The following is a 25,823-nucleotide window of genomic DNA, read 5'->3' on the forward strand; positions in this document are numbered from 1 at the left end:
GGAAACATTGTTATGAAATTTACCGACGGGTATTGGCTGACAAAACCAGGATACACCATCCACCACGTATATGATGTTCGAGATGTGCGAATCGAACCAAACGCGGTCACAATCTATGTTCCTTGCAAGAAAATTAGACACCGTGGAGATACGTTGAATATTCCTCAACTCACCTTGCGACTCTCGTCTCCACAGCCTAACACCGCTAGAGTGCAAGCTTGGCATCATCAAGGTGTAAGAAATGCAGGGCCCAACTTCGCGATAAATCATACGGAAACGCCCATAGACACTGAATTAACCGATGATTTGGTCATTGTCCATATGGGCGCCATGAGAATCGAGGTGAATAAACACCCATTTCGCATGACATTCTTCCAAGGGAACCGCGTGCTAACCTCTGCAGATGAGAAAGGTTTCTCGTGGATTGAAGGCCCTAACGAAGCGACCTATATGCGAGGTCAGTTGACCCTCGGTGTAGGAGATGTTCTATATGGGCTTGGAGAACGATTCACTCCATTTGTTAAAAATGGGCAGGTGGTTGACACATGGAATGAGGATGGGGGGACGAGCTCAGAACAATCGTATAAAAACGTTCCCTTTTATTTAAGCAATAAAGGGTATGGCGTGTTTGTCAATCATCCGGAACGCGTAAGTTTTGAATTGGCCTCAGAAGCCGTTTCAAAAGCGCAGTTCAGTGTTGAAGGGGAGGCGTTAGACTACTTTGTTTTTGCGGGTGAACCGAAAGAAGTACTTGGTTTGTATACAGATTTAACCGGAAAGCCAGCGCTACCCCCGAAATGGTCGTTTGGTTTATGGCTGACTACGTCGTTTACAACAGATTATGATGAAGAGACGGTGCGTCACTTTGTGGATGGAATGTTGGAGCGGGATTTGCCGTTACGCGTCTTTCATTTCGACTGTTTTTGGATGAAGGAGTTTGAGTGGAGTAGCTTTGAATGGGACCGGGACAGCTTCCCGAACCCGGAAGCGATGCTGAAGCGTTTAAAAGCACAAGACATAAAAATCAGTGCGTGGATTAATCCTTATATTGCTCAAAAATCCTCTAAATTCCTAGAGGCTGCAGAGGCAGGTTATTTATTGAAGAAAGAAAATGGAGACGTTTGGCAGTGGGATCTCTGGCAATCGGGAATGGGGATTATTGACTTCACAAATCCACAAGCCGTGCAGTGGTATCGCAATCAGTTGCGCGCATTAGTTGAGATGGGGATCGACTCGTTTAAAACCGATTTTGGGGAAAGGATTCCAACGAATGTGGTTTATCACGATGGTTCCGATCCGAAACGAATGCACAATTACTATTCCTTTCTCTATAACAAAGTGGTCTTTGAATTGTTACAAGAATTATTAGGTGAAGAAGAAGCCGTCGTTTTTGCACGCTCAGCGACCGCTGGCGCTCAGCAATTCCCGGTCCATTGGGGAGGAGACTGCGAAGCAACTTACGAGTCGATGGCAGAGAGCCTTCGAGGAGGGTTATCCTTAGGGCTTTCTGGATTTGGGTATTGGAGTCATGACATTGGAGGCTTTGAAAATAAAAGCACTCCTGATGTGTTTAAGCGTTGGCTCGCATTCGGTCTACTGTCGAGTCATAGTCGGCTCCATGGAAGTGACTCTTACCGTGTTCCGTGGTTATTTGATGAAGAGGCGGTTGAAGTCACGAGGGAATTTGCAAAGCTAAAAAATAGGTTAATGCCTTATTTATATGATTGTGCATTGGACAATAAGAAATCGGGCGTACCACTGATGCGGGCGATGATGCTTGAATTCCCCAATGATCCGACATGCGCGACATTAGATCAACAGTATATGCTAGGGCCTTCACTGCTCGTTGCGCCCATTTTCAATGAGGCAGGAACGGTAAAGTACTATTTGCCACAAGGCCGTTGGACGCACCTTTTATCAGGTGTCGTCAGAGAGGGTGGCTGCTGGTATGAAGAGACGTATGATTATTTTAGCTTGCCGTTATTCGTACGTGAAGGGTCTGTTCTTCCCGTAGGTTCAGTAGATTCAAAGCCAGATTATCATTATAAAAAAGACATCACCTACTATGTGTACCAAGCCATAGTAGGTGCTAGTGCCGGCGGTATGACAGTTGAAAAAGTGACAAACGAGAACATCACCATGACGTTCAGTGCAGGTGTTGAGAACTCTACAGTTGTGTTCGTCGGAATGGATGAATTTTTGAATGCAGACGGCAATGAGTCTGTACAGGAAGGGAACACTCATATTGAAATACCGGAAGGCACCCGTGAGATGAACATAAAAAGAGGTGAGAGTAATGACTTGGTTTAAAACAATTTCTTCTGTTAATTTTGAAGGATTACATTCTAACAATCCGATCGCATTCAAGATCTACGATTCGAAAGAACGTATAGATGGCAAGACAATGGCTGAGCACATGCGCTTTGCGGTTGCCTATTGGCATACGTTTACGATGGATGGGTCCGATCCTTTTGGCAAGGGCACTATGATGCGCCCGTGGGAAAGATACAGTGGGATGGATTTGGCAAAAGCCAGGCTTGAGGCTGCTTTTGAGTTCTTCACTAAATTAGGGGTCCCGTACTTTTGCTTTCATGACATTGATATTGCGCCCGAAGAGGCCACGCTTCGAGAAACGAACCGCAACATCGATGTGATTGTTGAACGAATGAAGGATTATATGAAAAGCAGCAACATGAAATTGCTATGGAACACCGCAAACATGTTTACGCATCCAAGGTTTGTTCATGGCGCCGCTTCATCCAATTCTGCAGACATCTTTGCCTATTCGGCCGCAAAAGTGAAAAAAGGATTGGAAGTAGCCAAGGAGCTAGGTGCTGAGAATTACGTATTCTGGGGTGGCAGAGAAGGCTACGAAACATTACTGAACACGAACATGCAATTAGAGCTCGACAATCTCGGGCGCTTCTTCCACATGGCCGTAGATTATGCAAAAGAGATCAGCTATGAAGGTCAATTCCTCATTGAACCGAAACCAAAAGAACCGACGAGCCATCAGTACGATTTTGATGTGGCTTCCGGCTATGCGTTTCTGCAAAACTATGGTTTAGAAAAGCAGTTCAAATTTAATGTCGAGGCGAATCATGCGACACTGGCTGGCCATTCATTCGAACATGAATTGCGTTATGCACGTGTTCATGGAATGCTCGGTTCAGTAGATGCCAACCAAGGCCATCCTTTACTCGGTTGGGATACCGATGAGTTCCCTACTGATTTGCAAATGACAACGTTAGCGATGTATGAAATCTTACAAAACGGTGGACTTGGGAGCGGCGGACTGAATTTCGATGCGAAAGTACGACGCACTTCGTTTGAACCGGAAGATCTGTTTCGAGCACACATTGCAGGAATGGACAGTTTTGCTGCAGGTTCAAGATTGCACATCAAATGCTGATCGATGGTGTGCTCGATCGTATTATAAACCATCGGTACTCAAGTTTCGACTCTGGCATAGGCACCCAAATCGTAGAAGGAAAAACGAGTTTTGCGGAGCTTGAGCACCATGCTCTAAATCTAGGTGACATTGAACAGCAGTCCGGAAAGACGGAAGAAATAAAAGCGACCATCAATCAATATATTTTAAAAACATTAACCTAAGCAAGGGGAGGAGATGAATGGAGTACGTTGTCGGTATTGACTTGGGAACAAGTGCTGTAAAAACAATGTTGTTAGGCAGAGATGGCGCGGTTGCCGCGGAACGATCACAACGTCTGGCGCTCATTCAAGATCAAGTCGGGCATAGCGAACAAGACCCAGAAGCTTGGGTCAATGCAGTCATCACCTGTTTACGGCAGTTGCCAGTCCAAGCTCATGAAGTAAAAGGGATTAGTTTATCCGGTCAAATGCATGGCCTTGTTCTTCTTAATAAAGAAGGCAAGCCTTTACGACATGCAATTCTTTGGAATGATACGAGAACAACAGCGCAATGTGAATATATTCATGATGTAGTGGGGAGGCAAGAGCTTCAACAGATCACGAACAATTGGGCACTTGAAGGATTCACACTTCCGAAGCTATTATGGGTGAAAGAGCATGAGCCAGAAATCTATGAGCAAGCGGAAGTGTTTTTGTTGCCAAAAGACTATGTGCGCTATCGGCTGACCGGGGTAATCGGAACGGACTACTCTGATGCGGCAGGGACGTTATTATTAGATACGATCAAGAAGGCGTGGAGCAACGAATTGATGCAAGCCCTTCACATCAAGTCCTCAATGTGCCCTCCGATCTTTGAGTCGACGGAAGAGGCCGGTCGAATATTGAGTAGCATCGGCTGTATGGAGAATGTACCGTTTTTGCTGGTGGCGCAGATAACGCGTGCGGTGCTGTCGGTGCAGGTGTATTGGAGCATGGGGATACACTCGCAAGCATCGGAACCTCAGGTGTTGTTCTTTCACAGAGTAGTACGCCACAAACGGGGTTGCACTTTTTCAATCATGCAAGCCCCCATGATCACTATATAATGGGGGTAACATTATCGGCAGGTGACGCTCTTGAATGGTTTCGAAAGACATTCGCTTCTCAAACCAGTTATTCAGAGCTTATGCATCTCGCTTCCCAGTCTGTACCCGGAGCCAACGGACTGTTGTTTGCACCATATATAAATGGTGAGCGGATGCCGCATACCGACGCTAAAGCCCGAGGCAGTTTTATTGGTATTGATCGCCAGCATACGCTTGAAGATTTTGCGCGGGCTGTCGTTGAAGGAATCACGTATTCATTAAATGACTGTTTGCAGTTCATGCATGTCGACCAGGTCATTGCCATTGGTGGAGGTGCACGCAGTTCATTTTGGCTACAGATGCAGGCAGATATCTTTAATCGTCCGGTGATTACTCGAGCGAGTGAACAAGGACCAGGATATGGTGCGGCGATCATTGCCACGGTCGGATGTGGTTGGTATTCTTCGCTTAAGGAGTGCGCCCGGGATTATTTAACGATCTCCTCAACCTACCAACCTTCAAATGAATACGGTAAAGCCTTTAAAACTTTTCAAGAGGTGTATAACGCGACAAAGCTGATGAACGATCAATTAACAGATTTTCGTAAATCACTTAAGTAAAAAGAAAGTGTGGTTGAATGATTGAGTAGCTCTGGTCTATAAAGGGATTCGGTGTTACTTGTGTGCACGTAGTCTAGCCATGAGCTGCTTGTAGCGAATTGGAAAGTGCCCGACACGCAGCGCAAATGGAGGTACTCAAGTATTGAATCTTTCCGAATGAGATTCATCACTCAGCTATGGTAGTGCAGAAGAAGTGGAGGGGTATGACGTACAAGAATTGATTGAGTTTGGATGAGGGAATTACGTACACTGGATTAATCAAGAAACGTCTTCAGCATGAGATCAAGGTGTAACGGTCCTTAATGTTCAATTGTCATCCTTGGCGACGCAGAAAGGCATGCGATGATCATACCCCGACAGAGCCCGTCATTCTCACCCCTTTTACCGGCAAGGAGAACATTAAAATATAGAGGCAGCTCATATCCGTTTAATGTTTCGACAGAATATCTCTGAGGGATTGTCATGAGCTGTTAACCTCTACATACACGGTGTCAGTCCACCAAATCCTCCAATTCCGTGTCACTTGAAATTCTAGCAACGATGGCCACCGGATAAGGGGGCCATTGAATTCTTCAATGGCCCAGAAGTGAGTTTCTTCGCCATGATCAACGCTTACAATTTTTCCACCATCACGACAATAATCCTCCAAGTGTTCAAATCCTTCATCAGGGAAATAGTCATACGAGGCGTACTCTGGGATGTCAAGGCTGTTATAGCCGCCTGCCCAGCCCATGAAATTAACAAAGGTCATGCGGTAATCTTCAATCTCTTCTGCGCTAACATTCATGGGCATTCCGTCGAGATGCTGAATCGCATACCAAAATAAAAGACAATTGCCTATTCGTATTCAGTGTATTCGTCCGATGCGATCAGTTAGAATGTCATTCTCTCGTTGCATCAATGAATGAATGGTCAAACAAGGGGTTCTCACTTGGTCATATGCAAAACCCTACGCGAAGAAAAACCGAATTAACCCGAATAAAGCGAAACAAAATAGCACGAATCCAGACGAAATCCCAGTAATGGCGCTGTTGCGTACGTTCATTTTCTTGGAAATAGTAGGGGACATTGCGGAAATCACGATGAGCAGTATGGCTAATAGATATAAACTCGAATCGTTAAAGACGTTAACGAGGAAGATAAAATGAATGCCTACGATGAAACAGATCCACGGAGCCACGTAATCGCCTTTATTGGCTCGAATGAGCAGAAAAGCGACGATTCCGCCAATAATGAATTCGGCATAAAACACGATCAGATAGGTAGTTAACGAACCGACTTCGGACAACGCCGTTGCTTCGTTCCAATTCATAACGCTTAGATAAATACCGAGTAAACTGACGAGTAGCGCAATGCCTGACGCAATGCCGATGTATTTGCGCCAGTGTTCCCTCGGACCTTCCTGTGCCCACCCAAACCAAGCAAAGCTGAACATACCGAATACCGCTGTGAACATCGCATAATCTCTTATATACTCCATTTTTCACCCCTTCTTCGGAATCGTATCCATGCAAAACCCTTTATTAAAGATTCTTATGCACCATACCCTCTCATGAGGAGAGTAATTCTTATTTATGGCTTGACCGTAAGGCAAACGAGGAAGCGCAATCAAAGGTGGCCGAGCGAATAGCAATATTCCAACGATGCCGTCGGGACATTGCTAGTGTCCCGACGGCATCATTTTCTTAAGCTTTCGTCTTACTTTTCAATCACATATTCATCGACCGTCTCCCCGTGAATGTTCATCGCTTCTAAGCGAATATGATCGTTAGTAATGGCAAAGGAGACGATTACCTGCTCATTGTCATCATAGAGCACATCGGTATACTCGTACGAGACACCGGGATAGAACTTCGGCCCTGCCGACCCACCGATGACATAGACGGTTCCCCCATCATCGGCAACGTTGCCGTCTACCATTGGATGGGTACGCATGTACGAATGGTCATGCCCCATGAGCACGAGGTCAACGCCTCCTTGTTCAAGAACCGGTGCGAAAATGTCAGCGGTTCTTTCTCCGCTCGTGAGCGGATTGCTTGAATAAGCCGGACGGTGGAACATCGCGATCGTCCATGTCGCATCGCTTGTTTGAAGCTGTTCTTCCAACCAATCCGCTTGCGCCCGCATCTCTTCTGCCTCTGCCTCGCTGTTTAGTAAGAAGAATTCGGCATCCCCGTACGTGAAGGAAGAAACCGCGCCTTCTTGCCCCGCCGGTCCGTTGTGTGCATAAGGAAGCAGCTGTTTGAACGTATTGTAACCATCTCCATACACATCGTGATTGCCGAGCACCGCCATGAGCGGTCGCTCCCGAGCAAACGCGCCGACAGCGTCTAATAAATAATTCCACTCCGTTAAAGAATCCCCATTCTCCACCAAATCCCCGGCATGCATGAGAAAGCGATGTTCGTCTGTGGCGAAGTCTTCAAGTAATGCGGTGAGCAGTTCAAATTGCTCCGGAGTTTGCGCTTGTGAATCGGCCGCGAATAAAAAGCTAAAGTCGTCGTCACTCGCCGTTTGAAATGTCGATGTCTCGCTCCAGTTCTCATCTGTACGCACACGATACGTGTACGATTGCCCTGGCTCGAGATCCTCCACGGTCGCCTGAAACACTTGCACTTCCCCGTCCTCGTGGTAATACAACTCGGAATCTGCAAGGATTGTAGTCCCTTCGACTTCGAGTGCACCGCTGTCAACGAGGGGAGACGCTTGCCACGTAACGGTTTGCGACGTGGCCGGATCAGCGCTCCACGTGAGCGTCACATGCTCTGGGTTGTTGCTGCCGAGCGCGCTCACAATGCTGCCATCCCACCGTGCACTCACGTCCCCATCAGGAGAAACCGCCTGCAAACGCACATCTCCTCCGAACGCAGTCAGACGTTCGGTCCGCACCTTTCCGTCCCGATCTGTGACAGGTAGCGACGCCCAGTCCACTTCCCGAATGGCATCAGTACGCACGTATCGTTCAGTTTCCGTATCATCAATCACGCGCGCATAGCGTTCATCTTCGTCTAGAAGCTGAAACGACGTGCCTTTTCGAACCGGTAACCAGCGGCGGGTAAACTCGCCGTCTTCTTTCGTGAACGCCCACGTGTTTGCGATCGCCTCCACCCGTGTCGGGTCGGTTCCTACATCGAATCGCACCCCCTCGACCGGTTTGCCGTCCCGGTCAGTCACCGTCAACTCTGTCGGCGTCCCGATTGATCGGCCGTCAATTTCAAGTGTGAGCGGAGGATTCGCCGGAGCTTCGAAGACATCATAAAAGAAAACAGCATCGTTCACCTGGGCTTCGGTGAGTTCTATCACAACATCCTCGCTCACATATCGGTCAACATCAAACGTCAATACGGCGTGATCGTCCATTGTGAGGGTAACGGATTCTTCGTCCGCATCATACGTTCCATCCGCTACGTGCACGCGGTCGAGGGTGACTTGGTCTGTGTCAAACTGCAACACCGCCCGCGCATCTTGGATGTCTTCGGCATTGACGAGGTCGACGGTTAAATCAAACGTCTGATTGGGGCGCACTTCCTCTGGCCCTTGTAACACAAATGCGGCTGATCTGCCCGAACCTCAAAGCGCCAGCTCGTGTACATGAGATTCCCAGCCTGGTCGCGAACCTGTATCTCGACTTCATGAAACCCATTGGCGAGCGGCTTCTCAGGTGTGAACTGTACCGTCTCTTGTTCGTAAACAAAACCGACTTCTTTTCCATCCAAGTGTACGGCAATCGTTTCTGGATCAATTCCTGATTCTTCATCGCGTAAGGTGATTTCGATGTCGGGTTCGTTCGTTTGCACGGTTTCGCCAGCGGCTGGCGTTTTCTGTATAATTTCAGGGTTGGTTACGTCTTCGTCGAAGTCCCGATACACCGCACGGATGTCGTCAATGTACAGCGTGCCTGCCCCTTTCGTTTCTTCCCGCGTGGCCATATAGCGGACGGGCATGTCCATGACATATGGTGCTTCGAAGTCTTCGGATATCGGGGCCTCGACATACTGCCAGCCTTCCCAAGTCACGCCCTCAGGCGCTTCGGGTGTGAAGTCGATATTGAACGTTTGGCCGTTTGCGTCTTTCAGCTGAGAACGGAGCCAATGCCCGGCTGCATCGCCATACACCCACATGCCGATTCGTTCAGGGTCGCCAGGGATGTCAATCCCGCCATCGACAGCTGCGTATACCCCTGACGTGCCGGCAAACCCGGTGAAGTCATAGTCGATTTTCAGTGCGTAGTCTCCAAAGCGCACCTGCTCATTGGAACGATCTAACTGTACCTTGTGATGGTTGACGCCGGTGGCTTGCCAGCCATCCAGCTCTGTTTCGAAGTCTTCCACGACGACATAAGCGGGATCCTCCGCGCTGGAAAAACCGGCAAACAAGCAGAGTGTCAGGATCAGGAACAACGGTTTGCAGAAACGTTTCAAATGAACCTCTCCTTTCATTATAGGGCGCTGGCATTGAGAACGGTTACTACGAGGAACAGAACGGCGAGTAGGGCATAAATAACCACTCTAATGTAATTTTTTCGTAGGAAGTTCTTGGATGATTTTATAGAGAAAATTGCGAATATAAAGACCGGAACTATTATCGCCATTGTGTTCGTGTACCATTCGATATTTGCAGCCTGTGCGAGCACACTTGAACCGAGGAGTAGCGCGAGAACAACCCATAGAAAGGCTTCAATCCTTGCGAGCGTTCGTGTAGACAATGTATCACCTGCCATAATTATATATTTCTATAGGGCTGGGGTTGCTAGGCGCCTTGAAATCACATGCTTCAACTCAGCTAACCAGCTAAACACACGGCTTTTGCTGACTAGACACCCTCTCTGCCTATTTATGTGACACTTCAATCTTAAAGCGTGTCATTTTAAGGTGCAAACTGCCCCATAAATTTTTATTTGTGACACTTCGCGAAGCTTATGTGACACTTTGCGTTCATCATGGTGCGTTTTACGAAGTGAAATGTCTCAAAAACGAATATTTGTGACACTTTGCGTATTTCTATAAAATTTTGCGCCTGCTGTTGGAGTACCGGTTTTAAACTTAGAAAAATCTAAAGTTTACGATTTGCAGGTTGCAATGAGCTCCCATCTGCACGCCTAGTCACCTAGGTCTAGCGTAGCAAAGAATTCCCCGTCTGTGTATAGGTAAAAGTGTACTGGGTCGTTAAAATAGGGTATAAAGGTGGAAAAGGGTGACGATTGATCAACTAGGCGGTCAAGCGCAGACAATCTTCTGGTTCTCGAAAGTCGATTCACCCCTTATTTCGGCTAACGATGTACGTTCTGAAATATAAAAGTGTTGGACAGCTTTACAAGGTGGCGACGAAACATTTCATGTACATCTTCTTTTTGAACCAGAGCTTGAGCAATATCTTTAGTAAAATTAGATACAAGGAAGTTTTTTCTGTGTGTAGTTGTAGTGACTTACTTCTACTAGAAAAGGGGGTCCTTTTTTCGTGCTTTTATTCATTTACACATGATATTTTACACTGACCTTACACAGCTTAAGTAAGGAATTAGAGAGGAACAATATAGTATATGAATTTATTGATCCTCCTCACTAAGGACATTACGAAGTTGATTGTATTGATGTTTAACACTTTCGCTATCTTCAAGTAATTCATATAACCTCATGAGTGCCGTGTAGCTTTCAGTAAAGTAGGGATCAACATCTTGAATGCGCAAGTAAATTGTTACGGCTTCAGTTATCCTATCTTTTTTTAAGAAATATTCCCCTAGTTGTGTACCAAGTATGTGCCATTTTTTTCTGAGTGATAATCGCGTACTCTCTGCCCATAAATATCCTTCTTCGTTTAAATAATCACCGGTGTAATCATAAAACAATTTCTCATATTGCCTGATGTTTTCTTCGAGACTTGAGGGCAAGGAGAAAAATCTTTCTTCCCAGTCATAAACATCCAATTTAATATTTTCGGTAAATAATCGATAACTTTCTTCTTCATTAATCACTTTTATTTGTGAACTGACAAGAGATAGAGTTTTACGAATCTGATACACGGTTGAATATAACAGGGCATAACTTTTTTGTGGATCTTGGTCCGGCCAGTACAAGTCGAGGAGCGTATCTTTTTTTACCGACGTGCCTTTTGCATGTAACAAGTACAAAAAGATCTCTTTCGCTTTTTTTGTACGCCATTTTACTGAAATCGGTTGCGTGTAGGACATGAACACTAGAGCGTTGAAGCAGCTGATAGAAGTAATCGGTGTGCTGCTAACGCCAATTTCTTTGTCCGTTTTTGTAAAATGGTCAATCGTTTTTAGTAATCTTTGGAATGTGACCGGTTTTAACAAGTAGTCGACCGCGTTTACTTCAAAAGCTTGAACCGCATATTCTTGAAACGCTGTAATAAAGACAATGTTCATGGACGGATACTCGTTATAAATTTGCTCTGCAAGCACCATGCCACTAGCGCCGGGAAGTTCTACATCAATGAATAGAATCTCTGGTTTATCACGATTCAACGCGTCCCATGCCGATTCAGAAGAGGTATACATCCCACAGACGATAAATTGATTCGTACGTTTTATTAGATGCGTTATATATTCAAGTGCTAACGGTTCATCTTCAATTACAACTGCTCTAATCATATAGTCCATCCCCCTAGCTGGCACGCGATAGATATAAATATATAAGACTAAATTACTGTTTTCAATCATTCATCCCTGCATAGTCAATGATTTAAGTGAGGGCAGTCATGTACTTTTAGACGGGTAAGTAGAAGCAAGATGCACAAGCGTTTACTCCACATAATAACTTTCATTGAGCATTATTAAAAAAAGAGTATCTAGGATGTCTTTAGGTCTAGTGATTAACTCGTGAGTAGTTATTTATTACTATTTGTAAATTGCGTTATCATCGTAAAAAATCGAATATGTACAGGATATGTTCAGAACTTCCCTCTATTGTTTACGCTATATGCGCAAATAACAAGGCAATAATCATTCATTGCGGAGGAGGAAGTTAGACATTGAAAAGAAAATCGACGATGGTTTTGCTAGCCATTCTGTTATTCATGCAACCCTTTATGAGCACGTTAGGCATGGAACGTGCATTGGCTGAAGGACCATCAACCGAAATAACCGGTGAGGCAAAACTCCTTGATTCAGAGGGTAACGAAATAAGTGAAAACAATCAAGTAGAACCGTCTTCATCGGTTCATATTGCATTAAGTTGGCAACTAAACCATGAGGGTGAGCAGGAAGAATACATCTGGACGTTGCCTGACCAATTACATTCAACGGATGTGGAAGATTCACTAGTGAGTCACAATGGGCAAGTAGTGGGGAAATATAGTGTGAATAGTGGACGTGTACATATACAGATTGAAGCATCTGAAGATCCTTTGAACGAGCAAGGGACGATGTTACTTGAATCCACACTAAACGAGGGTGCTCTAGCTGGAGAAGAACGTGAAGATGTACTGTTCAATTTTGTTAAGCACACACAAAGTGTGCCAATTTTCCTTCAAGGAGCATCTCCGGAGGAAAATCAGGAGAATGAAAAATCGACGGGTGTAGAATCCGAAGATGACCAAAACAGTGATGAGAACAGTGAAGAAAATCACGAAAATAAAGAAGGGGAATCTACTGAAACAGATGCTGTCAACGAAATAGAAGGTTCTTCTGAAGAAATCCAAGAAAATATAATAACGAGCGTTGAGTTGCGAGACGAGAATGGGAATATCATTGATGCGGGTGAGAATCCAGGGAACAATCCATCATTAGGGGATGCGGCGGACATTTCTATGGATTGGGCTTTGCCGAATGGTCATGGATACCAAGCAGGATCTACCTTCACCTTTCAATTGCCACAGCAATTCGAAGTGTTTAATGATGTGGAAGGGGACCTATTAGCCGATAACGGTTCAGTAGGCACGTTCACACTGAGCATGAATAACACGGTCGTCATGACGTTTAATGAGCAAATTGAAGAACTGTCCAATGTCCATGGAATTCTTTGGTTTCAAACCGTCATTCGTGAAGAATTAGAGGGGGCCGTCGAGCAGGAAATTGTTTTTCACATTAAGAACGAGGATGTTGCCCGCATCCCTGTTCGGTTTCAACCGCCAGCTGGGAATGATCTGGACAAGGCTGGAGAGGTTGATCGCGCCTACAATGCTACCTCGGTTACGTGGACCGTCGATCTGAACAAGCAGATGAAATCCTTGGATAATGTTGCACTCCAAGATCCAATTGAAGACAATCAAGCATTAAAACCCGATACTATAAGAGTCTATGAACTAGACGTGAACTTAGATGGTTCGGTTTCTCGAGGGAATGAAGTACCAGCGAATGAATTTACCATCAATGATCATCCATTTGCGATTGAATTTGGTGACATATCGAAAGCGTATCGCGTTGAGTTTGAGACGACCATTACCGATGAAGAAGGCACGAACTATCGTAATGTCGCCACTCTCATTGCTGACAATCAAGAGAACATGACCGCAGATGCCTCCGTCTCGACTGGACGAGGAGTCCCGTTGGCAAAGGAGAGCAAAGATTACGATCCAATCACTCAAACCATCGATTGGGAAATCCGATACAACTACAATGAAAATGAAATTCCAGAAGCGGATGCATTGCTCGTTGATTCTTTCAGCGATGAACATAATTTTGTAGACGGCTCACTACAAGTGGAGCGAATCACAATTGATGCGGATGGAAATGAGTCAGGTAGCACAGTCGTTAATTATGTTTCATTAATCCCAACGAATGAAGGCTTCAACCTTCAATTTACCCAAGATATTGAAGACGCCTATAAGATTACGTATCAAACACGTGCCAATGATCTTGTTGTAGAGAATGGCAGGATTACAAATACAGTAGGAACTGGTGGAAATGAAGCGAATGCTGGTGTAGGCACTGAGCAGCAGGTTCTTCATAAATGGCACACAAACATTAACTACAACAGCAAAACCGTCGATTGGGTGATTGACATCAACCGTAATGGGTATGAATCAATAACTTAATCGTTTCTGACGAATTTACGAATCGCGGGTTGATTCTAGATGAGGATAGTTTTACGATCACGAACATCCGTACTGGAGAAGCACTGGGAACGGATGAATACTCGTTCGATTATGATCTAGATGGGTTCAATGTTGAGTTTCAGAATACGATCCATGATCGACATCAGATTACGTATACAACCGAATTTGAGTATGACGACCTGAATGAGGGCAGCAACCGATTTAACAATGACGTTCGTATTGACTGGACCGATGGTCAAAACCGTGAACAGCGTCTAGAATCAAATTCCGGATTCATTCCTGATGAGTTCACGCAGAATAACGGGTTTAAAAACGGTACGTACAATGCGATCAATAAAGAAATTACGTGGAACATCGGAGTGAACTATGACTTAAAGACGCTCACCGATATTCAGGTGAACGATCCGATACTTGGCAACCAGAACTTGATTGAAGATTCTGTGACGATCCACTACGCCAATTTAGGCGGTGGCAGTAATCAAGCCGAAAAAGGCGATCAAGTCGATGAGGGTGACTACACACTCACAATAGCAGATGGTTCGATTAATGTTCATATTCACGGAGAAACAGAGAGAGCATACTGGATCGAATTTAAAACAAGTCTTGAAGGTGAATTGATTGAAAAAGAGTATAACAACCTAGCAACAGTGAGCAGTGAAGGTCGAGAAGATATTCATTTAGACAACACTGTGTCGATAAATCACGGCGGGAGTTACGTAGAGAAATCGGGTCTCCAAAGTGGCAGTGTGATCGATTGGAAGATTGACATTAACGCCGGACAGTCCTTTGTTCAGAATGCCGCAATTAAAGACGAACAATCAGCAGATCAAATCTTGTTGGAGGATTCTTTTGCACTTTACAGCACGAATGTAAATGAGAGAGGCGTCATTAGCAAAGCGGACCCACTCGTTAAAGGGGAAGATTACACCATTGAAATTGATACCGCTGATGACGGATCGCAAACATTTGATCTCGCTTTTAACGATGATATTGATGAAGCGTATATTCTTGAGTACCAATCGTTCATTAATACTGGCAATGGGGAGACCGTCAGCAACAGCGTGACGTTTAGTGGTGAGAATATTACGACTGAAACCGTTGAGTCGGGAGAATCAATTGTTGTTCGTCAAACGGGCGGGGGAGGTACGGGTTCAGGAGAGCGCGGAAGCCTTGAAGTCATTAAAGTTGATGCAATTGACAACGAAAAGGTGCTTGACGGTGCTGTATTCACCTTGTTTGATTCCGAAGGTGAAATTGAGCTCCGTACGGTTGAAACCGCTGAAGACGGGAGAGCGTTATTCAATAACCTACGGTACGGCGATTATATTTTAATAGAGTCTGAAGCACCTGAAGGTTATGTTGTCGGCATAGAAGACGAAAAATCCGTTACCGTAGACGCAGAGTCTACAACCGTAATGATTGAGAATGAGCAAATCACACAAGCTGTCGAGTTAACGAAGCAAGATTCAGAAACTGGAGAAGTGTTAGAAGGAGCAGAATTCAGCATCAAACATGTCATGGATGGTGAAGAAACGCTCATTGCAAATGAATTGATGACAGACGACGAAGGAAAGATTCTCGTTGAAGATTTAGACCCTGGATCCTATTATTTTGTGGAGACAGAGGCGCCAGAAGGATATGTTCTTAATGAGGAACCGGTAGTCTTTGAGATTATAGAAAATCAAACAACCGTAACGACGGTAACAAAGAGTAACGACATTATTAAGGGGAGTGCTGAACTCCTGAAAGTAGCATCTCATAACGGGGAACCACTCGCAGGCGCAGTATTTGAGTTAAGGACTGAAGACGATGAAGTGATTCGTGAAGACGTGATGAGCAATGAAGAGGGTGTCGTATTGCTAGAAGGTTTACGCCCTAGTCAATACAAACTAGTTGAAACAAAAGCACCAGACTGTATCAGCTGGATTCAACGCCAATTCCATTTGAGGTAGGGTTGGGCAATGCTGAGACCGTTTTTCTAGAGGACTTTACGAATGAGCTCATTACGAGCGGTGTTCGAATCACGAAAGTTGATTCTGAAGATGACAACATCGTACTAGAGGGTGCAGAATTTACTCTCTACGATGAGGAATGGAAAATCGTAAGAGACAATCTTCGCTCTGACGCTTATGGCGAAATCATAATTGAAGACTTCATCCCGGCACGTATCAACTCGTAGAAACAGCGGCACCTGAAGATTATCTACTCGACACGGAACCAATTGAATTTACAATTGATCAGCGTGACGAAGTAGGGATTGTCGTTGATCGGCAAGTTCCGAATACGCTCATACCTGGTGATGTAGAACTTACCAAAGTTGATGATCAAGATGACGTGGTTTTAAAAGGTGCGGTCTTTGACTTGTATAATGAAGCAGGTGAGCGAGTGGAGGAAGGGCTGGCAACGAATGAAGAAGGGTCAGTAACCGTAACCGGCCTCAGACCGGGTAATTATTATTTTGAAGAAACCGATGCACCGGAACATTATCAATTGTCTGTTGAGCAACATGAGTTTACCATCGAACGCAGCCAAACAACAACGTTGCAAGTAGAAGTGGAAAATCAATTAGTAGATGGAGCTGTCGTACTTGTTAAAGTCGATCGAGCCAATCAAGACCGACGGTTGGCCGGTGCAGAATTCCAATTGGAAAGTGTAGATGGAACGATTCTTGAGAGCAATCTTGTTACAGATCCACTGGGACAAATTCTGATTGGAAAATTAGAGCCTGGGGAGTATGCATTTAGAGAAACAAAAGCACCTACAGGATATAGACTCAATCGCACGCCGGTTCAGTTCGGGGTTGAAGGAGATGAACAAGGAAGATTTGAAGTATTTGTAACGAATACTCGCCGCACTTCCCCACCAACGAACCCACCTGATCCGGGAGACCCAGGCCCAGGTGATCCGGGCGAACCAGATCCAGGTGACCCGGTAGACCCAGGCGACCCGAGTGACCCAGGTCCAGGTGACCCAGTAGACCCAGGCCCAGGCGACCCGAGTGACCCAGGTCCAGGTGACCCAGTAGACCCAGGCCCAGGCGAACCTGGATCGGGTGAGCCAGGCACGGGAATTGAAAGAGTAAATGATGTAGGGAATTCGAACGATCAACATGGAACATCAAATGAGAATGAACGAAAAGAGAACAGCGTTCTTCCGCAAACAGGTGAGGAGAGGTTACTTTATCTCTTGATCTCCGGCATCCTGCTTCTCAGTAGTGGTATTTATTTCGTTACTCGTTCAAGAAGACGACGTATAATGTAATTGAAGAGGTGTCGCAATGCAAAAGAAGACATTTCTATTTGGTTCGCTGCTTATAATCGCGGGATTGATATGTCTATCAATCCCGCTTTTCCATGAAATTCAACAACTAGTAAAAGTGAATCAATTAGAAGCAGCGATGAGTCAAATCAGCTATGAAAATCACGAAGAAGCAAACGATGAAGAAATCGATTTCGAAGGCTCTCCATTGAGCGAGATCTACACGGTAGAAGTACCATCAGTACGTGTTAAAGAATATGTGAAGGCAGAAACGACGGAGGAGAATTTGAAGATTGCGGCGACTCAAATTAAGCCCAATCAAAAACCTGGCGAAGGAAATTTCGCCATTGCCGGTCATCGTGGTTATCGAGGTGATCGCTTGTTTGGCTCGCTTCCTGATGTGGAAGTTGGCGAATCCATCTATCTCCATGATGAATCAAAAACGTATGTATATGAAGTCAGTCAAGTTAAGAAAGTTTCACCTGAGTCGATAGAAGTGGTAGAAGACATTTCAGATCACAAAATAATTACACTCGTGACATGTACCCGAGACGGTAAAAATCGCATTGTCGTTCAAGGTCATTTGAAATCGTAATGATAACATTCGGAGGTTGAGTCGTATTGGTCAAAGAAATTACAATTAAGATCACATCTCAGTCCGATGGTGGGACGGTTGTGTACCCAATGATGAGTGAAGACATGACACAACAGGATATAGCGATTGCGATGCTTTCGCTTTTCAGCGAACTGAATGATCGTAATTGGAGTTATGAGCATACGAAAGATGCAATCGATGCTGCTTATGAGCTTGCGTCGATGAAATAAGATAAATACCGGGATGCCGAAAATTAAAGTCGGTTTCTCGGTATATTACGTTTCCATTCCTAAGGAGTAACGCCAGTGAATACAAAAAAAATCCTTGCGATTGTGCTGATTTTTATTTTTGCACTTATGGGTGCAAGACTTCTTTGGATTACCTCCTTTACTAGTTCTGTTTCTGTAGAGATTGAGGAGGGGGTGCTTGATCTTAGGGAATGGAGTCGTCATGATTTGAAGAATGTAACGTTAGATGGTGATTGGGAGTTCTATCCATCGACTTGGTATGACCACCATCAAGATGCTGAAGAAACCGAAGCCATTTACTTAGAAGTGCCTGGAAGCTGGAACGATCAATTTGACGGTCCAGAAGGTTTTGGCTCTTATCGGTTACGTATATTGGTGGATGAAGAACTGGAAGAGACGTATAGTTTATATGTTCCGAGTGTTCGCAGCTCTTCTGAACTATACGTGAATGGGATAAGGGTCGGGCATTCCGGAACGCTTGGTGAGAACGAAGATTCACATGTTGCTGACAATATCCCTTACATTGCATCGTTTTTACCGAGTGGTGAAGGGATGATCGAGGTCATCATTTATGCCGCGAACTTTTCTGATTTGCGTGATAGCGGTATACCCCGATCAATCACGTTTGGGAAACAGCGAGCGATTTCGGATGAATTGCAACTTTCTACAGCGATGCAACAACTCATGGCGTTAATGCTATTGATGAACGCTATCTATGCCACCATTTTCTATTTCATGGGGTTTCGGGATAAACGATTGCTTTATTTTTCTCTTCTGATCATTAGTTCGTTTACCTTGATGACAATGGTTGCTGAACAAAAAATTATGCACATGTGGATTTCAATGAGTTATGAATGGGGATTTAGGATCGTACAAATTGCGATGGTTTCTGTCGCATTTTCTCTGTTGAAATGTGTAGAAGATTTTTTGCCGCCGCTCATGAAAAAGCATTCGAAGAAATTTTTTTACCTATGTGGGGGTTGTGCACTGCTCATGGTTGTCGTCCCTTTTCAATCTGTGCTACTGCTTCAACCTGTTTACTATCTTGTGTTTTTAATTGCTGTTTTGCTCACAGTGGTTACAGCTGTAAGTACAGCGATTAAACAAATGAGACATAGCATACTCTTATTCCTTTCTGTTATTGCGTTCGCCAATCATTTTTTATGGATGCTTATTATGATGGTGGCCGGAATTCATGTGATTTACTATCCATTCGATTTCATTATCGCAATGATTTGTTTTGTGGCTATCTGGTTTCGCGATTATAATCAAATACTCGTCCGTTCAAAAAAGCAGACAGAGCAATTACTGCAAATAGATAAACAAAAAGACATATTCTTGGCAAATACATCTCATGAATTGCGGAATCCCCTTCATAGCATTCTTAATATTTCAAGTGCTGTCTTGAATCGAGAAAGGGATTCACTGACGAACAAAAGCATTCATGATTTAGAACTCGTTCGTTCTGTTGGAAATCGCATGACATTTTTGCTAAACGACTTGTTAGACGCGATGACATTAAAAGAGAAAACATATCGTCTGTCGATGCGATCGTTTTCCATTCAAGCAATCATTACGGGCGTCTTTGACATGCTTCAATTTATGACGGAAAGAAAACCTGTGCGTTTAAACAATGAAGTCCCCCACGATTTTCCGTTAATTCGAGCAGACGAAAATCGGGTGATTCAAATTGTATTTAATCTTGTTCATAACGCACTGAAATATACGGCTGATGGGAATGTGACGGTTAAAGCATTTGTGAAAGGTGATTGGGCGGAAATTGTTGTCTATGACACAGGCATCGGAATTGATGCGGACACTATCGACCGGATGTTTCAACCGTATGAAATCGGTGGGAATGAGGCTATGGCCGAAGGAGGGGTTGGCCTTGGCTTAAGCATCAGTAAGCAATTGGTAGAGAAACACGGGGGAACACTTCGCGTGCAATCCGTCGTCGGAGAAGGGTCAGCGTTCAAGTTCAACCTTCCGCTTTCTAAAGAATTGCCCGATTCATCAAGTATAAAAGGTACATATGCTGATAAAAATACCGATACGAAAAGACACGAACGTCGTCCTTTGACAAATCAATCTAAGGGCGGGCGCCCAATCGTATTGGCAGTCGACGATGAATCATTGAATCTAAGTGTTATTGAGACGATTCTATCTTCCGATCAGTACGAGATTATGACGGTCTCCAGCGGTGAACAGGCGTTGGCAACCTTGGACGATAATGACGTTGATCTTGTTGTTACCGATGTGATGATGCCGCAAATGTCCGGATATGAATTGACGCGAAGAATACGAGCACGTTATACGCTGACCGAACTTCCTGTTTTGTTACTCACAGCACGAAGTCAACCGAAGGATATTGAAAATGGGTTCCTTGTCGGAGCGAATGATTATGTTACAAAGCCTGTGGAGTCGCTAGAGCTTCAATCTAGAGTGCGAGCATTAACGGAAGTCAAGCGAACGGTGCAAGAGCGAATGCAAATTGAGGCGAATTGGCTACAAGCACAAATTCAACCGCATTTTCTGTTTAATACATTAAATTCGTTAGTCGCGCTTAGTGAAATTGAGCCTGCTAGGATGCAACAACTATTGCAAGCATTCAGTGACTTTCTAAAGAACAAATTCAAGTTTCACCTTATTGATGATCTTGTCCCAATGGAAGAAGAAATTCAAAGTGTACAAGCCTATGTAGCGATTGAACAAGAGCGTTATGGTGACCGTTTACAGGTACATTGGGAGCTAGGTGATTATCAATTGGTAAGACTGCCGTTTTTCTCCATCCAACCACTTGTAGAAAATGCGATTCGTCATGGTGTGATGAAGCGTCCGGAAGGTGGAGAAATTACGATCCGGGTCGAAAACGAAGATCATGTGAAGATATCGGTAAAAGACAATGGTGTAGGGATCGACGAGAAAAAGATGGAAACGATTCTTGATGATACTTTAAATAATTCTAGCGGGATTGGCCTTATAAATACAGATAAAAGGTTAAAGCGTCATTATAATGAAGGTCTTCAAATCAAAAGCAGTGCCGAAGGCACGGTCGTAACATTTACAATTACAAAAGCTTAGGCAAAGAAGATGTCCATAAATCGTTTCACAGTCTGTTGATGACTTCCTCTATTCTTAGATCAATGCATAGGCTTCCGACCGGTTCGCTATCTCGGTCGGTAACAGTCATCACTGTATGCGTATTGACCGAACGCGCGGTAATCTCGAATGTGAGCGGAGGGATGAAAGGAATGATTTCACAGATTTGAGCCGGTGAGCAGTAAAGTTTTTGGGATAAGTCGCCAGCTCATCAGGTGACGTGCACAGGAGGGAGGATGGGCTTCGACTGAAACTCATTCTGCGCGCAAGTTTTGGCCATCTACGCGCAAGTTTGCTGGATTATCCTTAATTTGCCGGTTTCTTTGCTCAACTTGCACGCAGATTCATCGAACTCGCGCGCAGATTTTAGCTTGAAGAGCGAGTGACATGTCGGCCCCGTTGGGGCCGAACCGAAATCGGTGTAAGTTCGGCGCGACCCGCGCCGACGGCCAGTTGATTCTTTGGGCGTGAGGCATGAGCTCAATCTGTTACCAAGTTTAAGAGATCTGTACTCAAGTTGGTCGTAAATTTCCGTTGAGCGGAAATGAGAAACAAACTAGGGCACAGATGAACGCAACTAGGTAACAGTTTCTCAGCGTTCCCTAGCCAAACATCGAGCGACATGTCGGTCCCGTTGGGGCCCAAACAAAACTAGTCCTGGCTTGTGCCGAGGGCATGCGTTTTTTCGTATTAGTTAAATAATACTATCGGTATGTCGATGTAAGGAAAAAGGGAGGGTGCACTATGTTAGAACTTATCCAAATTTTGTCGATTAATTACGAGTTATGAAAACATGCATTTTAAATTGAGTGATTTTTAGAGGATGTTTCGTTCAAGGCGACGAATATACAGAAAAGTTCTGTCGAAATAACGCACAAGGTGTCGGAAATTAGCGGTTAATCTCTTATTATCTAATTTAACTGGTATAAAAAAAAGAAGACAAATAAAATAGCATAAAGATGATGTTGATCCTGACTTTAAAGGGTGATGCTATGGACAAGGAAAGTGAAGTTATTGGTGAGATTGGAAAATGGTTTCGCCTTTTAATAGCCTTTGATATGGGTGGGGCAAGTGAAAAGAAGTACGAAATTGAAGCAATACTTAAAAAGTTGAACCCTTCTCATAAAACGTTGATGTACTTCAATCTTGTGGATTTTAAACATAAGTTGTCTTCAGGGGAAATTGTACACCAACCGAAGCTTTATGCAGAAGTAAAAGCCAACTTCGCTCTTACAGAAACCGATGAAGCTCTCCAATACTTGTATCATTACATGGAAGGTACCATTCAATTTAATTTAGAAAAATACGGACTTGCACTAAAGCATTATCGTCTAGCCGAAAAATCTATGCACAAGGTGAGTATGTTTGAGCAAGCGGAGTATTATTATCGTCTAGGCTGTAATTTGTACCGTATTGACCAGAATATCATCGCCATGAATTATTTAGACATGGCCTACAACATCTTTAAATCTAGTGATCAACATTTGAGAAAGCAATTGAATTGTTTACTCATTATGATTGGGATATATTCAGAAGCGGGTTCTTTCACGAGAGCCTCTGCAATTTATGGACAAGCATTTAATGAGGCAGCAGAGTTTCCATATCTTCAGTCGTTACTCATCCGAGCTGAGGCACTTAATCAGTATCGGCAAAAGAACTACGAAACTGCAAAACAGTTGTTTCGTGAAGCACTTCAGATTAGCGACCATTGTAAGACTGTTGTGGGTGCAAAGACGAAATTCAATCTAGCAAATATTCTCTTAAAACAAGGCAATTTAGCGAGCGGTCTTTCTTTACTGGATGAGATTGAGAGTGAGTTCGAGCAAAGTGGTTGAACGAATACATCGCAAAGTGTAAAGTGGCGCGAGGAATGTATGCTGAGAACGTGCCCAATATGGTACTTATACAAGAAGGGTTAAACATATTTGATAAAAACGGATTGTATTTTGATAAATCTGAGTTTGAAGATGAGCTTTCATCATTCTTTAAAAACAAGAATGATTACGAGCAAGCATTTAGCTATTTAAAACTGTCTAACCGTTCAAAGGAGCAACAGCATTTAGTAGCTGTTGAATCAATTTGAATTCCTAGCAGCACCATAATTACGCGTGAAGGTAAAAAGACCACTCATGATCTGCCTGAATCCTGCCACGTTGCTATGGTATGATCTGACTCGTCAAGCATCTGTTTTTCCGTACAAATCCCCACATAAAAATTTTTATGATAAAATCCCAATAAAAGCGCCTCCCGACAACGGGAAAGGCGCTTTTATCATTCATTAAATCTGTTGCGTTTTTGGCACGAATAATTGAGGTCTTCTAAAATATGAACACCATGTGTTTAAAAACTGACAAAACGATGACATGCCTTTCTAGGACTATATGCAGATGTTATATTAACACCATGAAGTGATCATAGATATTTAATTAATATAAGGAGTGAAGTTCTGTGAATAAATTATTATTGCCAATTATTGGTAGCTCAGTATTGCTACTTGCTGCTTGTGGTGGAGATGAAGCTCCCGAAGAAGAAGCTGCGACTGAAGAAGGAGAGCAAGTATTCACATTGGAAGAACTCGCTGAGTATGATGGACAAAATGGAAACGATGCGTATGTAGCAGTAGACGGCGTCGTTTACGATGTTACAGGTGTTGGCGCTTGGGAAGGCGGCGAGCACGCCCCTGCTGGCGGACTTGAAGCTGGCGGAGACCACACTGAAGAAATCGAAGCTTCTCCACACGGCACTTCAGTATTAGAAGACTTGCCAACTGTCGGTACACTTGAAGAAGAATAAGCTATGAAATCTGACCCTTTGGATCATATGATTCAAAGGGTTTTATATGCGCGTAGTAGTCCCTACCCCCTTGTCGAAAAAAACTGTCGAGAAGTATTTGCGGATTGTATATAGAATTCGTGGTATAGTCTGAATGGACAGAAAATTAAATCTTCTAAAAAGGGGAGAACAAAATGAAAAAGCCATTCAGGTTCTTATCAGGTACGGCAGTGATTGCGGCAACGCTATTGTTAGGTGTTTCTACGACGGATGCGAGTGAAGGGGAAAAAGAAGCCTTTTTGATTGGGTTTGAAGAGATGACGATTATGGCTGATTTTATTGAAGAGAATGAAGAGGCAGAAGGTGCGCTTTTAGCAACGGTTGCGGATGAGGAAATTGCGATTGACGTGCTATATGAATTTGAACAAATTCCTGTGTTGTCGGTGGAAATGACAAAAGAAGATGTGAGCGAATTAAAAGGCGAAGAGAGCATTTCATACATTGAAGAAGACATTGAAGTTTCCATCTCTCAAACGATTCCGTGGGGCATTGACCGGGTTCAGGCAACAGCGGCACATAATCGCGGGATTACCGGGAATGGGGTGCGAGTAGCTGTACTAGATACGGGGATCTCGAGTCACCCGGATCTAAACATTCAAGGTGGGACAAGCTTTGTGCCTGGTGAGCCAGGCATTGCAGATGGTAACGGGCACGGCACTCATGTTGCGGGGACGATCGCGGCACTTGATAACAACATTGGCGTCTTAGGCGTCGCGCCAGACGTTGATTTGTTTGCAGTAAAGGTACTCGGTGCGAGTGGTTCCGGAAGCATTAGTGGCATTGCTCAAGGTTTGCAATGGTCAAGCAACAACAACATGGACGTTGCGAATATGAGCCTTGGCAGTCCGTTGCCGAGCCCGACGCTCGAGCAAGCGGTCAACCAAGCAACAAATAGTGGCGTTTTAGTCGTTGCCGCTTCTGGGAATTCAGGGGCGAGCTCAATCGGCTACCCAGCAAGATACCAAAATGCAATGGCAGTAGGTGCCACCGATCAGAATAATAACCGTGCCAGCTTCTCGCAATTTGGCACGGGACTCGACATTATGGCCCCGGGTGTTGGCGTGCAAAGTACGTATCCTGGAAACGGCTACCGCAGCTAAGTGGCACATCGATGGCTGCTCCTCACGTTGCTGGTGTGGCAGCGCTCGTCATGAGTAACAATCCGTCTTGGTCTCCTGCCCAAGTACGAAGTCACTTAAACCAAACCGCAACACCAATTGGTGCTTCCAACCAATATGGTAACGGCTTGGTCAATGCTAACGCTGCGACCGAGTAAGGGAAACGCTTGGTACTAAAGCACGACGATGTCTTAGTGGCTCGTTATAAGTTGTATTAAAGAAATTCTATAGTTCTTGAGAGTATAACTGCATCAACCATTTTCTAGTCACTCGGCGCAAGGAAGTCCGCCACCCCCTTTCAGTCTCAAAGGCCAACGAGATGTCGGCAAAAGTCATTTCGAAGACCGTTCGGTTTATCTTCGGCACCTCCGGTGCCGATGGTTGCTAGCTCTTGGGGTTTATGTTAATGAAATAGAGCTAAACGTTCATAGAATTGCCGGGTATCCGGTATGTGGTGGTGATCTGTAGTGATCTAGATCGCCCAGTATTTTAACGCGGTCTAGATCGTTGCGGGTGCGATCTATATGGAATGAACTTAACATTTTCTTGATTTGCACTGTTGGGTGTTGGGTTGGAGGGTA

At 44.4% G+C, this 25,823-nt stretch carries 15 protein-coding genes and 4 pseudogenes; 14 read left to right on the plus strand and 5 right to left on the minus strand.

Going from position 1 to position 25,823, the window contains the following annotated elements; all coding sequences use genetic code 11:
* The first annotated feature begins 12 nt into the window (after positions 1–12).
* From yicI to xylB, 3 genes and pseudogenes are all read left to right on the plus strand, one after another.
* Positions 13–2,310 (plus strand): alpha-xylosidase, encoded by a 2,298-nt coding sequence (gene yicI, locus JCM19039_RS13360; RefSeq protein WP_052398796.1) that lies wholly within the window; start codon positions 13–15, stop codon positions 2,308–2,310.
* Positions 2,297–3,615 (plus strand): annotated as a pseudogene (gene xylA / locus JCM19039_RS13365) (xylose isomerase). The gene yicI and the pseudogene xylA overlap by 14 nt, the downstream one beginning before the upstream one ends.
* 17 nt (positions 3,616–3,632) lie before the next feature.
* A pseudogene (xylB, locus tag JCM19039_RS27995) lies at positions 3,633–5,077 on the plus strand (xylulokinase).
* 460 nt (positions 5,078–5,537) lie between these two features.
* Here the strand turns inward: xylB and JCM19039_RS13375 are convergent.
* From JCM19039_RS13375 to JCM19039_RS13400, 5 genes are all read right to left on the minus strand, one after another.
* Complete coding sequence (locus tag JCM19039_RS13375; RefSeq protein ID WP_042427945.1) at positions 5,538–5,864, minus strand: hypothetical protein; 327 nt, start codon at positions 5,862–5,864, stop codon at positions 5,538–5,540.
* A 162-nt stretch (positions 5,865–6,026) separates the two neighbouring features.
* Complete coding sequence (locus JCM19039_RS13380; RefSeq protein ID WP_042427947.1) at positions 6,027–6,557, minus strand: hypothetical protein; 531 nt, start codon at positions 6,555–6,557, stop codon at positions 6,027–6,029.
* A gap of 218 nt (positions 6,558–6,775) precedes the next feature.
* On the minus strand, positions 6,776–8,623 hold the full coding sequence (locus JCM19039_RS13385; protein ID WP_152550211.1) for a metallophosphoesterase family protein: 1,848 nt from the start codon (positions 8,621–8,623) through the stop codon (positions 6,776–6,778).
* Positions 8,575–9,498 (minus strand): Ig-like domain-containing protein, encoded by a 924-nt coding sequence (locus JCM19039_RS13390; RefSeq protein WP_042427952.1) that lies wholly within the window; start codon positions 9,496–9,498, stop codon positions 8,575–8,577. Before JCM19039_RS13390 ends, JCM19039_RS13385 begins: the two co-directional genes overlap by 49 nt.
* Before the next feature lie 1,124 nt (positions 9,499–10,622).
* Positions 10,623–11,687: a response regulator gene (locus tag JCM19039_RS13400; protein WP_052398797.1), complete on the minus strand. Its 1,065-nt coding sequence runs from the start codon at positions 11,685–11,687 to the stop codon at positions 10,623–10,625.
* A gap of 380 nt (positions 11,688–12,067) precedes the next feature.
* On the opposite strand from JCM19039_RS13400, the gene JCM19039_RS13405 reads away from it, so the two are divergent.
* The 11 genes and pseudogenes from JCM19039_RS13405 (at position 12,068) to JCM19039_RS13455 (ending at position 25,400) form a co-directional block, all read left to right on the plus strand.
* Positions 12,068–14,071, plus strand: a complete 2,004-nt coding sequence (locus tag JCM19039_RS13405) for a collagen binding domain-containing protein (protein WP_042427958.1) — start codon at positions 12,068–12,070, stop codon at positions 14,069–14,071.
* A 29-nt stretch (positions 14,072–14,100) separates the two neighbouring features.
* The gene (locus tag JCM19039_RS13410) at positions 14,101–16,044 is read left to right on the plus strand and encodes a SpaA isopeptide-forming pilin-related protein (RefSeq protein WP_042427961.1); all 1,944 of its coding nucleotides are present in this window, start codon (positions 14,101–14,103) and stop codon (positions 16,042–16,044) included.
* Between the two features lie 2 nt (positions 16,045–16,046).
* Positions 16,047–16,642: pseudogene (locus tag JCM19039_RS28000) on the plus strand (collagen binding domain-containing protein); the annotation flags it as partial.
* 3 nt (positions 16,643–16,645) lie between these two features.
* Positions 16,646–17,353 (plus strand): SpaA isopeptide-forming pilin-related protein, encoded by a 708-nt coding sequence (locus JCM19039_RS13420; RefSeq protein WP_373975682.1) that lies wholly within the window; start codon positions 16,646–16,648, stop codon positions 17,351–17,353.
* A 16-nt stretch (positions 17,354–17,369) separates the two neighbouring features.
* Positions 17,370–17,945: a class D sortase gene (locus JCM19039_RS13425; protein WP_042427970.1), complete on the plus strand. Its 576-nt coding sequence runs from the start codon at positions 17,370–17,372 to the stop codon at positions 17,943–17,945.
* A 26-nt stretch (positions 17,946–17,971) separates the two neighbouring features.
* Entirely contained in the window at positions 17,972–18,175 is a 204-nt protein-coding gene (locus JCM19039_RS13430; protein ID WP_042427974.1) for a hypothetical protein, read from the plus strand.
* A 75-nt stretch (positions 18,176–18,250) separates the two neighbouring features.
* On the plus strand, positions 18,251–21,274 hold the full coding sequence (locus JCM19039_RS13435) for an ATP-binding protein (protein WP_042427976.1): 3,024 nt from the start codon (positions 18,251–18,253) through the stop codon (positions 21,272–21,274).
* Positions 21,275–22,284: 1,010 nt separating this feature from the next.
* The gene (locus JCM19039_RS13440) at positions 22,285–23,127 is read left to right on the plus strand and encodes a hypothetical protein (RefSeq protein WP_042427979.1); all 843 of its coding nucleotides are present in this window, start codon (positions 22,285–22,287) and stop codon (positions 23,125–23,127) included.
* Positions 23,124–23,375: a hypothetical protein gene (locus JCM19039_RS13445; protein WP_152550212.1), complete on the plus strand. Its 252-nt coding sequence runs from the start codon at positions 23,124–23,126 to the stop codon at positions 23,373–23,375. Before JCM19039_RS13440 ends, JCM19039_RS13445 begins: the two co-directional genes overlap by 4 nt.
* Positions 23,376–23,740: 365 nt before the next feature.
* Entirely contained in the window at positions 23,741–24,085 is a 345-nt protein-coding gene (locus tag JCM19039_RS13450; protein ID WP_081834520.1) for a cytochrome b5 domain-containing protein, read from the plus strand.
* Between the two features lie 428 nt (positions 24,086–24,513).
* Positions 24,514–25,400: pseudogene (locus JCM19039_RS13455) on the plus strand (S8 family peptidase).
* Positions 25,401–25,823 lie beyond the last annotated feature (423 nt).

It is taken from the genome of Geomicrobium sp. JCM 19039, assembly GCF_000698145.1.
Taxonomy (GTDB): Bacteria; Bacillota; Bacilli; order Bacillales; family Marinococcaceae; genus Geomicrobium_A.

Coding starts and splice junctions, on each gene's coding strand:
- yicI (WP_052398796.1), top strand. CDS start 13: ATGAAATTTACCGACGGGTATTGGCTGACAAAACCAGGATACACCATC.
- JCM19039_RS13400 (WP_052398797.1), bottom strand. CDS start 11,687: ATGATTAGAGCAGTTGTAATTGAAGATGAACCGTTAGCACTTGAATAT.
- JCM19039_RS13440 (WP_042427979.1), top strand. CDS start 22,285: ATGGACAAGGAAAGTGAAGTTATTGGTGAGATTGGAAAATGGTTTCGC.
- JCM19039_RS13425 (WP_042427970.1), top strand. CDS start 17,370: ATGCAAAAGAAGACATTTCTATTTGGTTCGCTGCTTATAATCGCGGGA.
- JCM19039_RS13380 (WP_042427947.1), bottom strand. CDS start 6,557: ATGGAGTATATAAGAGATTATGCGATGTTCACAGCGGTATTCGGTATG.
- JCM19039_RS13375 (WP_042427945.1), bottom strand. CDS start 5,864: ATGAATGTTAGCGCAGAAGAGATTGAAGATTACCGCATGACCTTTGTT.